Here is a 14,384-nt window from a genome sequence, read left to right as displayed (position 1 = left end):
ATTAGATTTTCATTCCTTTATCAAGATGGTCAAGTAGAATTCCTGTACCTAAAGCAACAGCCAATAATGGTTCATCACCAACGATTACCGGAATCTGTAAACTATCTGAAAACATTTGCGAAATTCCACGTAAAAGAGCTCCACCGCCAGTTAACATTACTCCCCGATCAACAATATCTGCTGACAGTTCAGGCGGAGTTTTCTCTAGAACTTCTTTAGCACCTGCAATAATTGCCAACATGGAATCATGCAAAGCTTCTGAAACTTCAACCGAACTAATCGTAATCTCTCTTGGTAAACCAGATACCATATCACGTCCTCTTACTTCAACCGACACTTCTGGATCCGGTTTATAAACGTAACCGATATCGATTTTGATTTTTTCAGCGGTGCGTTCCCCGATTAAAAGATTATGCTTTTGGCGCACAAAATTTGCAATCTCCGTATCCATCGCGTCGCCTGCTAATCTTAGAGATCGACTAGTGACAACTTCACCCATTGAAAGAACTGCAATATCACTAGTTCCCCCTCCAATATCAACAACCATATTACCGCTCGGTTCATAGATATCAAGTCCCGCTCCAACAGCAGCAACTTTCGGTTCTAACTCCAAATAAACCTTTTTGCCGCCAGCTTTTTCTGCCGCGTCAATAATCGCCTTTTGTTCAATTGAGGTAATATTTGTCGGACAGCAAATCAAAATTGTTGGTCGCGACATAAATCCTTTCAAATTCAACTTGTTGATAAAATACGTCAACATTTGTTCAGTGATATCAAAATCAGCAATGACCCCATCTTTCAGCGGCCTAATTACTCTAATATCGCCAGGTGTGCGACCAACCATTCGATATGCTTCTGATCCAACAGCTACCACCCGGTTTGTTCTCGTTTCAACTGCAACCACTGAAGGTTCATTTAAAACGATCCCTTTATCCTTTTGATTAATAAGGACATTGGCCGTCCCTAAATCAATGCCAATTTCTTTAGCCATGCTTATACTCCACGTTTACTTTATTTTTCTGATTATTCAATGGACTTAATTATATCATTTAACAGACCAAAATTAAAAAAATTTCACATTTCTTATTTGAATTAAACAAAACTCAAATATTGTAAAATCAATTTTCACTATTCATCAACCTAAAAAAACAAAAAACCTAGCACCAACAACTTATCGTTGAAACTAGGATTTGTTAATTGATTTAACGATTACGTAAAGATACCGTATCAATCCGATTGATTGCTCTTTTCAAAGCTACAGCCGCGCGACGCAATTCTGCTTCATCATGTTCGCGTTTTGCTTTTTCAATTTTTTCTTTTGCTCGCTCTTCTGCAGATTGAGCTCGATCAACATCAATATTACCTGGACGTTCAGCAGTATTGGCCACGATAGTTGCAACATTGTCGTCCATTTCCAAAAAACCGCCATTAACAGCAACATACTGAATCTGTCCATCAACCCGGTAAATTTTAACCGGAGCAATCGTTAACGATACCAAAATCGGCTCATGATGTGCCTCAACGCCCATCTCTCCTCCAATAGCTTTCACTACAACCATCGTAGTATGATGATCGTAGATCAAACCATCCGGGGTAACAATATTGATACGAAAAATTTTATCCTCATTCATATCTCACCTACTTTGGAGCCGAAGACTTTTCTTTATGTTCACTATTTGTAGAAGTTGAATTTTGGTCAGAATCATCAACCGCCTTGCCTTCTTTTGAGCCATTATCCTTAATTTGAACTCTCATCGTTTCAGCTTTTTTCAAAACATCTTCGATTGGACCAACATTTCGAAATGCATCTTCTGGGATATCATCATACTGGCCTTCAATGATCCCTTTAAAACCTTTAATTGTGTCTTTAACTGGCACGTAAGAACCCGGATTTCCGGTAAATTGTTCAGCAACTGAGAAATTCTGTGAAAGGAAAAATTGAACCTTACGAGCTCTTTGGACAATTGTTTTTTCGTCGTCAGATAATTCATCCATTCCCAAAATCGAAATGATATCTTGCAGTTCACGGTAGCGCTGAAGGACATGTTGAACACCAGTAGCTACCTCATAGTGCTCATCACCAACAATTAAGGGGTCAAGTGCACTAGAAGTCGATTCCAAAGGATCAACTGCGGGATAAATCCCCTGCTCAGTTAAACGGCGCTCCAAGTTAGTTGTTGCATCCAAATGCGCGAATGTTGTAGCAGGTGCAGGATCCGTATAGTCATCGGCTGGCACATAAACTGCCTGAATGGAAGTAATTGATCCCGATTTAGTCGAGGTAATTCTTTCCTGCAGCTGTCCCATTTCTGTCGCTAAAGTCGGTTGATACCCAACTGCTGAAGGCATCCGACCTAACAATGCTGAAACTTCTGAACCTGCTTGGGTAAATCGAAAAATATTATCGATAAAGAGTAAAACGTCTTGCTTTTCAGCATCTCGAAAATGTTCTGCGATCGTTAATCCCGTTAAAGCTACCCGCATTCTTGCTCCAGGCGGCTCATTCATCTGACCAAACACCAGTGCTGTATTTTTTAAGACGTTTGAATCCTTCATTTCGTAATAAAGGTCATTACCTTCCCGTGTTCTTTCACCAACCCCTGTAAAAACAGAGATGCCACCGTGCTCAGCTGAAATATTATGCATTAATTCCTGAATTAAAACGGTCTTTCCAACCCCGGCACCACCAAATAATCCAATTTTACCCCCTCTTAAATATGGAGCAAGTAAATCAATAACTTTGATTCCTGTTTCTAAAATTTGATCTGTTGGAGTAATATCTTCGTACTTAGGTGGGTCTCGATGGATAGTATCTCTAGGATAATCTGGAGCAAATTTTGGTCCACCGTCGATAGTTTCACCCAAAACATTAAACACTCGACCCAAGTCCTCTTTGCCGACTGGTACTTTTAGAGATGACCCCGTATCGATTACTTTCATGCCACGAGTTAATCCATCAGTAGACTCCATCGCGATCGTTCTGATTACATTATTTCCTAATTCCAAAGAGGCCTCAAGTGTAACGGTCTCTTCCTCATTTTTTTGGACGATGAGGGCATTATTAATATCTGGCAAACTGTCTTGAGTCGGAAACTCAACGTCAACGACCGGTCCAATTACCTGAACAACTTTTCCTATATTATCAGCCATTCCTATCCTTTCTACTCAAGAGCGGATGCGCCGCCCACAATTTCATTTATTTCTGTCGTAATAGCTGCCTGACGAGCTCGATTATACTCAATCGACATTCTACTAATTAAATCTTCTGCGTTATCGCTAGCACTCTTCATTGCCATCGTTGAAGCTGAATGCTCAGCCAATTTCGCATCAAGAATTGCCCCATAAATCAAGCTTTCGGCATATTGTGGCAAAACTGTATCCAAAACGGTTACCGGATCAGGTTCGGGCAAAAATTCAAGTTCATCGCACTCAGAGTCATATTCCTTGTCAAAAATTTCTAAGTCTGATAAAGGTAGAACCTGTTCGATTCGAAAACTACTGGTTAAGGAGTTAACAAAGTGGTTATAACAAATAAGTAATTTGCCATACAAGCCTTTTTGAAAAAGATCTATAGCTTTAACAATTATTTTTCTAACCTCACCGAAACTTGGGCTATCTGAAACATCCATAATTTCCAAATCGATGTTAATCCCTCGACGATGAAAAAAATCAACTCCAACACTACCCGCACAAAAAAGCAATGGTTCTTCACCTTTTTCGTGATCCTGACGCAACATTTTCAATGAAGATTTTAAAACGCTACTGTTGTAGCTGCCAACGAGTCCCCGATCCCCAGTAATCACTAAGTAAGCGGTCCTTTTACTGTTTTCCTCAAAACCATCTTTTTGGCTCGCCAAGAAACTATTAACGATTGCTTGTTCTGTTTGGTCAAAGTAAACCCCTTCTAAAGATTCTGGGTCACTTTCGTGTAGTTGAGCAATGTTTTGAAAAGTTTGCGAATGAGCTAATTTTTGTACGATGTTCCTTAACTTATTATCGTAAACCTCATATTTAGCATACTGTCTTTGCACCTGGCTCATTTTAGATGCTGACACCATTCGCATTGCTTTGGTGATCTGTTCGGTGCTTTTAACCGACGCAATTCGATGTTTAATATCTGTTAATGATTGTGACATTTAGACACCTAATTTGAAATCTTATTTGCAATTTGACTTGCCGGATTTTCCTTGTTTTTAGCATTTAAAGAGGCGATATAAGTATCGGTAATCTCTTTAACTGCTTGATTAAGCGAATCATCTTTAGGCAAATCTTTGCTGTTTTGAATTTCATCCATAATTTCAGAATATTGAGCATGCATCGTCTTAATTAAAAACTCTTCATATCCCGTAATATTATTGATTGGAACATTATCAACGTATCCCTTAGTTAAAGCATAAAAAATCACAGTTTCATCAGACACGGAAAGCATTTGGTGCAACTTTTGTTTCAGTACTTCAACAGTTCGTCGACCCCGATTTAATTTAGACTGCGTAGCCGCATCAAGATCAGTTCCAAATTGAGAAAATGATTCCAACTCGCGATAACTAGCTAAGTCAATTCTCAAGGTTCCTGATAATTTCTTCATTGCTTTTGTCTGAGCAGCACCACCGACTCGAGAGACTGAAGCTCCTGCGTCGACAGCTGGCCTAGTCCCCGCGAAGAACAAATCACTCATTAAAAAGATTTGTCCGTCAGTAATCGAAATTACATTTGTAGGAATGTAGGCTGAAATATCTCCGGCCTGGGTTTCAATGATTGGTAAAGCTGTCATTGAGCCACCGCCTAAATCATCACTTAATTTCGCGCTTCTTTCCAAAAGTCTTGAATGGGTATAGAAGATATCACCAGGATATGCTTCACGTCCTGGCGGACGCCGAAGAAGCAGGGATATTTCACGGTAAGCGACTGCTTGTTTCGATAAATCATCGAAAACAATTAAAACGTCTTTACCCTTGTACATAAAATACTCACCCATTGCAGAACCTGCATAAGGTGCAATATACAAAAGTGGCGCCGGAACAGATGGACCAGCCTCTACTACAAATGTATAGTCTAGAGCGCCGTACTTTCTTAGAGTTTCAACCTGAGATCTAACCGTTGATTGTTTTTGACCAATAGCCACATAGATACAAATCATATCTTGGCCTTTTTGGTTTAAAATCGTATCAATGGCAAGCGAAGTTTTTCCAGTTTTTCGATCACCAATGATTAACTCACGCTGCCCACGTCCAATTGGGACAATCGAATCGATTGCTTTAATCCCGGTTTGAAGTGGTTCATCAACTGATTTTCTTTGCATGACGCCTGGTGCTTTATACTCAATTGGGCGCGTTTCATTGCTTTTTATCTCACCCAATCCATCAATTGGCCGTCCCAAAGGATCTACAACTCGCCCAATCATATCGTCACCAACAGGTACTTCCATAATCCGGCCAGTCCGCTTAACGGTATCGCCTTCGGAAATTTCATCATAATCTCCAAGAACAATGATTCCTACATCGTCTCTTTCAAGATTTTGAATCAATCCATAAACACCATTAGCAAATTGAACCAACTCACCATACATGGCATTATTAAGCCCCGACGCTCGGACAATTCCATCACCTAAATAAGTAACGGCACCAATTTCATCAACTTTAATTTCATCTTGATATTGGCTTAGCTGTTTCTTGATATATTCAGCCAATGCCTCAGTAGTTGCCAAAATTATGCCTCCAATTCTTTACTATTAATCTTCATTTGAAACAATGAATCTCTAACTCGATTTAGCCTAGTGCGAACTGAATCATCAATCAAGTATGTATTGCTTTCAATGATAATTCCACCGACCAAGTCCTTATCGATTTGATAATTAATTTGAACCTCATTGAGGTCAAATTTATTTTTTAGAACCTCTTCTAACTTCTGTTGCTGCAAATTATCTGGAAGGTAAGTAACTACTGCCTTAAAAACCATCAATTTCTGTCGCTCATTTTGAAATTCAATGAACTTAGCACAAATTCGATCAAGAATCATAATATGTCCGTTTTGAACCAAAACTAAGAAAAAGCTCTGAACTACACTCTTATACCCCTGGCATAAAGTAGTAACAAGATCTTTTTCGATAGCTTGAGGGAGTCGTCGACTCCTAAAAGCTGTTTCTAGTTCTGGATTCTCTAGCATGACCTGATTCAACTCAGTTAACTGATCGATAAATTCCTTACCTTCTTCAATTTTAACGACTTCGCCTATTGCCTCAACGTAAGCCGTAGCATACTTTTCTCGATCATAGCTCATTTACTAGCCTCAATTTTCTGCAAAAAATCATCAATCGACTGTTTTTGTTTATCTTCATCGATTTGATCTTTTAAAATATTAGCGGCCATTTTAGTTGATACTTCAACCAAATTATTTTTAACTTGATCAAGCATCTGATCTTTCTGACTTGCAAGATCATCTTTAGCGCGCTTTTGAATATTTGCAGCTTCTTCATGAGCTTGTTCAATGATCCCAGCTTTTTGCTTTTGACCATCTTTTTCTGCTTTTGCAATGATTGAACTAGCTTCATCGCGACTCGAATCAACTTCTTTTTGACGTTGAGCTGCTAATTCTGAAGCCTTTTCCCGCTCAGATTGAGCATGATCCAAATCATCATTAATCTTATTTCGTCGATCTTCAAGCATTTTATTGACCGGTCCGTAAGCGAACTTGCCGATCAAATAAATCATGATAATCAACGTAACCAAAAGTAGAAGAGTATCGCCAATTTCAAGAGGTTCCATTCCCAAATTTAGCATCTTCCACGCACCTTTCTGCTAGTCAATTTTTATTTGAATACCAGAATCAGAGCGATAACGATTGCTAGAATTGGAGTCGATTCAGTTAAACCGACACCCAAGATCATCGTTCCACGGATTGTACCACTTTGTTCAGGCTGACGAGCCATACTCTCTAAAGCCTTACTAACAACGATAGCATCACCAAAAGCTCCTCCAATTGCAGCAAATGCTGCTGCAAATGCTGCTGCGATTAAATTAATTCCAGTCATTTTTTATAAAATCCTCCATTTTTTATTCATTTGCTTTGCGGTCAATATAGACCATTGATAAATTTAGAAACACATATGTCTGAACTGCGCCAATAAAAAGAGAAAATACTTGCCAAATCAACATTAAAATCAATGCAAAAGGCAACGTTATGTAAGTCATCCCTTTGACGCCAAAAGCCAGACTTGAGATTAGATGAATCAGCACCTCTCCAGCGTAAATGTTTCCATATAAACGCAAGGAAAGTGTTAAAAAACTTGCAAAATCATCAATCAAATTGATCGGTAGAAAAAGGGCAAATGGCTCTACAAAACTTTTAAGGTACCTCTTTATTCCATGCTTTTTAACCCCTACATAATGTGAATATGCAAGGACCATCATGGCTAGAGTCATCGTTACCACTGCAGAAGCAGTTGGTGATCTAAAGTAACTTTCTCCATTACTAGTAATTTGAAAAAACAATCCAATTTCATTACTGACAATAATGAATAAAAAAACCACAAAACCAAACAATTTTGCTGGTTTTCGTTCTTCCTCGCCCGTTAAATTACTATCAACAACATTGTTAGTAAAATCTACCAACCATTCAAGTGCGTTTTGCTTTCTTCCTGGGCGAATTTGCAGGTGGCGTGACCAAGCAAAGACCAAGCAAATAATCAAAACGGCAATCACCAGAATTGGAATGTCGTTAGCAAGGTTAAAACGCAAACCAAAAATGCTAATTGCTGCATCCTTATCCGTAAACCCTCACCTTCTTTCAATGACCTGAAAACTTTTTTTTCCTCAGTTCTCCTCGTCAAATAGTTATCATACACCTTAAAATTAAAAAGTGAACCAATTTCCAAAAAATGCAAACGCTTTATTTTGTCCCGAACAGCCGATCGCCTGCGTCGCCTAGTCCTGGAACTATGTAACCATCTTGATTTAATTTTTCATCAAGTGCTGCTGCATAGATATCGACATCCGGATTTGCCTCTTGGACCGCCTTTACTCCTTCTGGAGCCGCGACTAAAACTACTAAACGAATCGATTTTGCTCCTCTTTTTTTCAAAGCCTCAATCGCCATATTAGCTGAACCTCCAGTTGCAAGCATTGGATCAACGATAAAGAGAATTCGTTTATCAATATCAGAAGGCATTTTAACAAAATATTCGTGGGGAAGTAAGGTTTTTTCATCGCGATACATTCCAACGTGACCAACTTTAGCTGCGGGAATTAATCGTAAAACTCCATCGACCATCCCTAAACCTGCTCTTAAAATTGGTACCACGGCTAATTTTTTGCCTGCCAAAGTTTTTTGGATGGATTTACCCATCGGTGTTTCTACTTCAACGTCTTTTAGCGGTAAATCGCGGGTAATCTCGTAAACCATCAATTCGGCTATTTCATTGGCCACTTCCCGAAAATCCTTTGTTCCTACTTCCTTGCCTCTGATCATCGTTAATTTATGTTGAATTAATGGATGATTCAAAACAGTAAAATTACTCATTAGACACCTCCTAATATTTTTATAAATAGTCCCGTTGAATATTTAAAACTTGTTGACGTAATTCTTCAAGCTTTATTAAATTTTTTTGCACAAAAAAAGCTTTGCTAATAATTGCCCCGATCTGCTGGCAGGCTTCTTGACTGTAACCACTGGCAGTCAAATCGTAAGTTGAAAAGAAAAGTACTTTTTGCTTTTCAGATTTAAGATTAGCCTCTTTGACCTCTAAACCAACTTGATGAAGAATTTTTTGAAAATTTTCAATTCTATCGGGCATTTCACTATATGGTAAACAAACTAAAGCTCCATTACAACTTGCCTGACTGCCAATTCCTCTTCTCAGCGCCTGAGCGTTAAGATTAGCAATTTTAGAATTAACTATATTTGAACTAAAAATCACTTCTTTTGAAAAGAATTTATCTCTACTTTCTTCGATTAACGCTTGATAATCAAATTGCGAGATGATCATCCCCGCTCCCCACTTAGCAGTCACAAAATCAGCAAGATTTACTACTTCAGCTAATTCACAGTCAATGCTACTATTCATCATCACCACTAATTGACTCCCATTAATTCGTGCCAAGTGACGCAATCCTTGCCAATCTGGTTTAAACTGAAAACTTGCGCGATCAAAAATAATAACCTGTGGCCCAAATTTCTCAATCTGCGACTGTAAACTTTCAAGTTCAAGATGCTCAAAAGTTTTTTGACAATATTCTGTTTGGTAGTGGTCTAACAAAAATCGAAATTTGCAGTTTAGATTTTTATTCTCTGAACTAATAATTACCAAACGGTCGTTTGGTGTAAGCAAAGAATCAACTAAAATATTGAGCGCTGCTTGTTCACTTTGGGGAATTAATTTAACTGTTGGAACTCCCAACATTCTCTGATAATCCTGCTCAAGCTTATTTTCTTTATCGTTTTTAAAGAAATTTATTCCCATTTTTGCGCCAATTCTCCTAACTTTCGATTATAAAGATCATCATTTGTTTCTTCTGCAAAAATTACCGAAATTTTTGAATCCTGATCAATTTTTTTCAAAGTACTGAATAGTTCTGCCAATGGGGATTGCGGCAGATACTTCCCAGCAAAACCAAAATTATTACCCCAAATTAAATAATCATCCGGCTTCACTCGATCAATTAAAGAATTTAATTCAGCTGAATTGCGATATAAATATAGAGTTTTACGTAATTCATAACGCCGTGAATCAGTGACAATTTCAACTGGTTCAGCCAAAAAATCACTTATTTCTTCAACCGAAATTGCTCCAACTCGGAAAATCTTAGGATTACCAGTTAAATCTAAAATAGTCGATTCAACTCCGATCTCTGGTGCCCCGTCTAGTAAGATTATCTCTGCCAAATCCTTCATCGCAGCCTTCACATCGTGGGGATCGGTCAATGACAATTCTCCGCTTAAATTGGCGGAAGTCCCAGCAATTGGGCCTACAGCACGCAAAGCATCCAAGAATAAGCCACTTGCTGGCATTCTCAAGGAGATACTGCCTTTGCGAGTAAAGTACTGGGCCGCTTCACTTTCGATCGAAGTTTTGAAGATTACTGATAATGGTCCAGGCAAAAACTTAGCAGCAATCTTTTGATAACGCTGATAATCACTAAAATTTAAAAAAGGCCGGGCCATTTCAGCCGATGCAATATTTAGACTTAAAGGTTTACTGCGAGGTCTTTTTTTTAAGACAAAAATTTTAGCAAGACTAATAGAATTGTGAATCACTGACCCAATACCATAAACGGTCTCAGTTGGATAAACTGTCAGTGCTCCCCGTTTAATCGCTTGAAGCGCTTCTTTATAATTCGTTTTGTCATAAATTTTAGTCATTTTGCCACCTTAACATCCGGTCGTGACCACTTAGATCTTTTTTGAATTCAATTTGACCTGTTTGATAGATCGCGGCCAATTTAGCTTTCTGCTGATAACCGAATTCCATTAAAAGTTCTCCTTTCGGTTCTAAATAGTTGGCAACCTCTTCATAAATTTTTTGATAAAAATATAAACCATCATCCGGGGCAAAAAGTGCAATTTTAGGCTCATGATTGAGAACCGACTGATCCATCACAGAAACTTCACTTTGCCCAATATAAGGAGGATTAGAAATAATCACATCATAGCGTTCATTTAGATTTGAAAAAAGATCACTTTCGACGACGTTGATCTTCACTTGATTAGATTTGGCATTACTGCGAGCTACTTCAAGTGCCTCTTTCGAAATATCACTCGCTGTAACATCCCAATTTGGTCGATGTTTTTTCACAGTCACCGCAATCGCCCCAGAACCCGTTGCAAGATCGAGAACTTTTAGCTTTGATTCGTGATGAAGATTTAAGAGCCATTCAACTAATTCTTCCGTTTCTGGTCTAGGAATCAAAACATTTTCGTCGACATAAAAAGTTAAATCAAAAAAATAAGCCTGATGAGTTAAATACTGATAAGGCTTACCTGCTAAATATTCTTTGATCCACTGATTGGCCAGATCTTGATGAACCATTAGATGCTGATAATAAAAAGGAAGATCACCCAACGAAATTTTAAGTAAATCTGCTGCAATAAAATCAGCAATCACAGGTTGATCGCTTAATTTATCTTTCGCATCTTTTAAAAAGTCACGTACTAGGTAATCAGCCATTTTCCACATCTTGCAACTTTTGAGCTTGGTCGTAGGCAACTAGAGCGTCAATAACTTCACCTAATCCACCATCCATCACCCGATCTAATTTGTTTAAAGTTAACCCAATTCGATGATCAGTAACGCGATTTTGCGGATAATTATAGGTCCGAATTCGTTCTGAACGATCTCCCGTCCCAACTAAATTTTTCCTTGTAGAATCGTATTCTTCTTGATTTTGAGATTCATAGTAGTCATGGACCCGAGTTGTCAAAATTTGCAGTGCCTTAGCACGGTTTTGCTGCTGGGAACGCTGTTCTTCCATAAACACCATAATACCAGTCGGTAAATGTAGCATCCGAACCGCACTTGAAGTTTTATTAATATGCTGACCACCTGCCCCACTAGAACGCAAAACATCCACTCGAATATCCTTCGGATCAATTTTGTAGTCAGTTTCACTGTATTCAGGCATAATAATCACCGTCGCGGTCGAAGTATGAACTCGTCCTTGTGACTCAGTGACAGGAACTCTTTGAACTCGATGGGCACCATTTTCGTACTTCAATTTAGAATAAACATGATCGCCGGTAATCACTGCTTCCACTTCTTTAAAGCCGCCTACTTCCGTCGGTGAAGAACTAACAATCTCCATCTTCCAACCGGGCTGAGTAGCAACGAATTTTTCATACATACTCAACAAATCACCCGCAAATAATGAAGCTTCATCGCCACCAGCTGCTCCTCGAATTTCCATAATAATATTTTTCTCATCATTTGGATCTTCTGGCAGGAGGTCCACTTTAATTTCTTGTTCTAAATTTTGATTCTCTTGAACCGCATCTTTCATTTCTTCTTTGGCTAAGTCCGCTAACTCTTGATCTTCAGAACTGGCAATAATTTCCTGGTTTTCCTCAATCAAAGTCGAATTTTGCGTATAGCGATTATATTTTTCAATAATCGGACGAAGTTTTGACTCTTCTTTTGACAACTTCATATAACGATCAGTATCAGAGATAATCTCAGGATCGCTCATCATCCCCTGTAGTTCATTGTATCGATCTGCCAAAGCTTGTATTTTTTCAATAAAATTATCCATTTTGTAATTCCTTTAATTTAGGGTGAAAATAGTGCTCACGACAAACGGGTAAATACGATTCATTGCCACCAAGCATAAACTGTTCACCTTCGTAAATTGGTTGATTATTAGAAAGCCTTAAATTCATTGTTGCTTTATGATCACAGAACCAACAAATAGTTTTTATTTCTTCGAATTTATCGGCATAAAGCAGTAGAAACTGCGTACCTTCAAATAAGTGATTTTGAAAGTCATTTTTAAGACCAAAAGCCATTACCGGAATATTGAATTCATCAACAATCCGCGCGCAATCAACCACATTTTGTTTCGACAAAAATTGGGCCTCGTCAATCAAAATACAAGAAATCCTGGTCGACTTGGCTTGACTCTTGATTATTTCGTAAAAATCAGTATCAGGATTAATCACCTCAGCGACTCGTTCGATCCCAATGCGACTCCTAATTTTTCCGTTCCCAAAACGAGAGTCTAATCCGGAAGTGAAAACCAAAACCTTTTTTCCTTCCTCTTCGTAGTTGTGAGCTACCTTTAAAATTTCGATGCTCTTACCGCTGTTCATTGCACCGTAGTTAAAAAATAATTGTGCCATTTCCTATCCTTCCCTCAAAAACTCTTATCAATTATAAAAGATGTCGCAGGAATTGACAAAACTTCCTAAACATGTAAAATATAATTATTGTTTTTTTGAAGTGCCCGATAGTCAAGGGGTTAAGACGTCGCGTTCTCATCGCGAAGACACGGGTTCGATTCCCGTTCGGGTGATAAATTAGGCCATTGGGCCTATTTTTTTTACTAATCACTGCGCCGCCAACGTTGATCCATAATAACGCGGGCAGTGAATAAACCTAGCGGTAACATCATAATAATTAAAATTGCTTTAGAAAGCCAAGCCGCTGCAACGCTAATATTATTTAAGCCGAGATTATACATCCCCCGATAAATATAAAGTCCGGGAACCATTATCACAATAGAAGGAACCGTCAACGAAATCCGCGGATAGCCATCCACGCGGTTCATTGCCGATGCAATTAAACCTGCAGTTAATGCCGCAATAAATGCTGCTGCAGCTGGCGGGATTTTGGTAAAATCAACTAATTCTAATCTAAGCGTGTTTGAGATTGCACCAATCAATCCGCACAGACAAGCCATCCGGCGCGGACTATTAAACATAACTGAAAACCCAAAAACGCCACAAAAGCTAGCAATGAAACGAAATACTAACATCAAAACCGGAGTCAAACCAAGCGGTAAGAAATTTGCTGGACGCAAATGCACCGTGAAGGCCACTAACCAGCCAACTAGCGTTGCAACTATTGTAATCATCAAAGCGTACACAAATCGTTCAAGACCTGAACGCAAATCTTGTTTTGAAATATCTAACATGCTAGTGATAAAAGGAAATCCTGGAATCACAAACAACATCGCTCCAATATAACCTGCTTCGTGTTCAGGAGATATCTTAAATAATTTCTCTAATCCTAAAAAGACTAATAAGTACACTAAACAAGCTGCCGCAACTCCCACGGCAACTGTAGCCAGTAAAGTTAGCTCGCGATTAAGCAACTTGGTACGAATAAAATTTCCAAGGCCTGCTCCTAAAAAGCAACAAAACATTTCAATTGGTCCACCACCCAACAAAAATACAAATGCACTACAAGCAAGCGCCGCCGCAAAACCCGTCGCAATCTCACTGTAGTTACCAGGCATTTTTTGAATTTCATCGAGCTTACGGTGAATCTCTCGCGTACTCAGATGTGGCAGTTGATCTGAAAAACTATGAACAAATCTTTCCAAGGCATCTAATTTATCAGTATTAACCCCACTTTTTGAAAGAGTCAATACCTCTGAATATGAATGACTTTGATAAAAACAAGTAAAAGAAATGGAAGTCAGACCGATATCTGCTGAACAGGTCAAATGTAAATTTCTAGCGATGGTATTCATTGCTTCTCTCACCCTCCAAGCACCAGTCCCACAAGACAATAACATAATTCCAACCCGCCCAACAATCGATGATCGTTCTTTTAGAGCCGAATTAAGAACTTGATCATTTTGATCATCGATTACGTCGTACCACGGAATTTGCATGTGATGACTTTGAGAGAGTTCACTTTTTTCATCTTTTTTTGGATAAATTTCAGACATTAATTA

At 38.6% G+C, this 14,384-nt stretch carries 16 protein-coding genes and 1 tRNA gene; 1 reads left to right on the top strand and 16 read right to left on the bottom strand.

All coding sequences use genetic code 11. The features are described 5' to 3' along the window. Window position 1: 1 nt before the first annotated feature. From mreB to R8495_RS03485, 15 genes are all read right to left on the bottom strand, one after another. A complete protein-coding gene (gene mreB / locus R8495_RS03555) occupies window positions 2-991 on the bottom strand; it encodes a rod shape-determining protein (protein WP_317636191.1) in 990 nt (329 codons plus the stop codon). 211 nt (window positions 992-1,202) lie between these two features. Further along, window positions 1,203-1,631 (bottom strand): F0F1 ATP synthase subunit epsilon, encoded by a 429-nt coding sequence (locus R8495_RS03550; protein ID WP_317636190.1) that lies wholly within the window; start codon window positions 1,629-1,631, stop codon window positions 1,203-1,205. A 7-nt stretch (window positions 1,632-1,638) separates the two neighbouring features. Beyond that, complete coding sequence (gene atpD, locus R8495_RS03545; RefSeq protein WP_317636189.1) at window positions 1,639-3,150, bottom strand: F0F1 ATP synthase subunit beta; 1,512 nt, start codon at window positions 3,148-3,150, stop codon at window positions 1,639-1,641. A gap of 11 nt (window positions 3,151-3,161) precedes the next feature. Further along, on the bottom strand, window positions 3,162-4,136 hold the full coding sequence (gene atpG, locus R8495_RS03540) for an ATP synthase F1 subunit gamma (protein ID WP_317636188.1): 975 nt from the start codon (window positions 4,134-4,136) through the stop codon (window positions 3,162-3,164). 8 nt (window positions 4,137-4,144) lie between these two features. Beyond that, window positions 4,145-5,707, bottom strand: a complete 1,563-nt coding sequence (gene atpA, locus R8495_RS03535; protein WP_317636578.1) for a F0F1 ATP synthase subunit alpha — start codon at window positions 5,705-5,707, stop codon at window positions 4,145-4,147. Beyond that, a complete protein-coding gene (atpH, locus tag R8495_RS03530; protein ID WP_317636187.1) occupies window positions 5,707-6,276 on the bottom strand; it encodes an ATP synthase F1 subunit delta in 570 nt (189 codons plus the stop codon). Before atpH ends, atpA begins: the two co-directional genes overlap by 1 nt. Continuing rightward, window positions 6,273-6,776, bottom strand: a complete 504-nt coding sequence (gene atpF / locus R8495_RS03525) for a F0F1 ATP synthase subunit B (protein WP_317636186.1) — start codon at window positions 6,774-6,776, stop codon at window positions 6,273-6,275. The genes atpH and atpF overlap by 4 nt, the downstream gene beginning before the upstream one ends. A gap of 29 nt (window positions 6,777-6,805) precedes the next feature. Further along, window positions 6,806-7,018, bottom strand: a complete 213-nt coding sequence (gene atpE, locus R8495_RS03520; RefSeq protein ID WP_317636577.1) for an ATP synthase F0 subunit C — start codon at window positions 7,016-7,018, stop codon at window positions 6,806-6,808. Window positions 7,019-7,049: 31 nt separating this feature from the next. Beyond that, window positions 7,050-7,748 carry a F0F1 ATP synthase subunit A gene (gene atpB / locus R8495_RS03515; protein ID WP_317636576.1) on the bottom strand — a complete coding sequence of 233 codons (699 nt, stop codon included), beginning with the start codon at window positions 7,746-7,748 and terminating at the stop codon, window positions 7,050-7,052. Between the two features lie 136 nt (window positions 7,749-7,884). Further along, a complete protein-coding gene (upp, locus tag R8495_RS03510) occupies window positions 7,885-8,514 on the bottom strand; it encodes a uracil phosphoribosyltransferase (RefSeq protein WP_317636185.1) in 630 nt (209 codons plus the stop codon). A 19-nt stretch (window positions 8,515-8,533) separates the two neighbouring features. Beyond that, window positions 8,534-9,454, bottom strand: a complete 921-nt coding sequence (locus R8495_RS03505) for a hypothetical protein (RefSeq protein ID WP_317636184.1) — start codon at window positions 9,452-9,454, stop codon at window positions 8,534-8,536. Next, window positions 9,445-10,353, bottom strand: coding sequence for an L-threonylcarbamoyladenylate synthase (locus tag R8495_RS03500; protein WP_317636183.1), 909 nt, complete (start codon window positions 10,351-10,353; stop codon window positions 9,445-9,447). Before R8495_RS03500 ends, R8495_RS03505 begins: the two co-directional genes overlap by 10 nt. Then, entirely contained in the window at window positions 10,346-11,158 is an 813-nt protein-coding gene (gene prmC / locus R8495_RS03495) for a peptide chain release factor N(5)-glutamine methyltransferase (protein ID WP_317636182.1), read from the bottom strand. Before prmC ends, R8495_RS03500 begins: the two co-directional genes overlap by 8 nt. Beyond that, window positions 11,151-12,236 carry a peptide chain release factor 1 gene (prfA, locus tag R8495_RS03490; protein ID WP_317636181.1) on the bottom strand — a complete coding sequence of 362 codons (1,086 nt, stop codon included), beginning with the start codon at window positions 12,234-12,236 and terminating at the stop codon, window positions 11,151-11,153. Before prfA ends, prmC begins: the two co-directional genes overlap by 8 nt. Then, window positions 12,229-12,822 (bottom strand): thymidine kinase, encoded by a 594-nt coding sequence (locus R8495_RS03485; protein WP_317636180.1) that lies wholly within the window; start codon window positions 12,820-12,822, stop codon window positions 12,229-12,231. The genes prfA and R8495_RS03485 overlap by 8 nt, the downstream gene beginning before the upstream one ends. Window positions 12,823-12,923: 101 nt before the next feature. Here R8495_RS03485 and R8495_RS03480 point away from each other — a divergent pair. Next, window positions 12,924-12,995: transfer RNA gene (locus R8495_RS03480), tRNA-Glu, on the top strand. 30 nt (window positions 12,996-13,025) lie between these two features. On the opposite strand, the gene R8495_RS03475 is transcribed toward R8495_RS03480, so the two are convergent. Further along, window positions 13,026-14,378, bottom strand: coding sequence for a threonine/serine exporter family protein (locus tag R8495_RS03475; protein WP_317636179.1), 1,353 nt, complete (start codon window positions 14,376-14,378; stop codon window positions 13,026-13,028). Between the last annotated feature and the right edge of the window lie 6 nt (window positions 14,379-14,384).

The organism is Xylocopilactobacillus apicola (assembly GCF_033095985.1).
Classification (GTDB): domain Bacteria; phylum Bacillota; class Bacilli; order Lactobacillales; family Lactobacillaceae; genus Xylocopilactobacillus; species Xylocopilactobacillus apicola.
The sequence above is the reverse complement of the archived record's forward strand: the minus strand, read 5'-3'. Positions and strand labels throughout refer to the sequence as shown.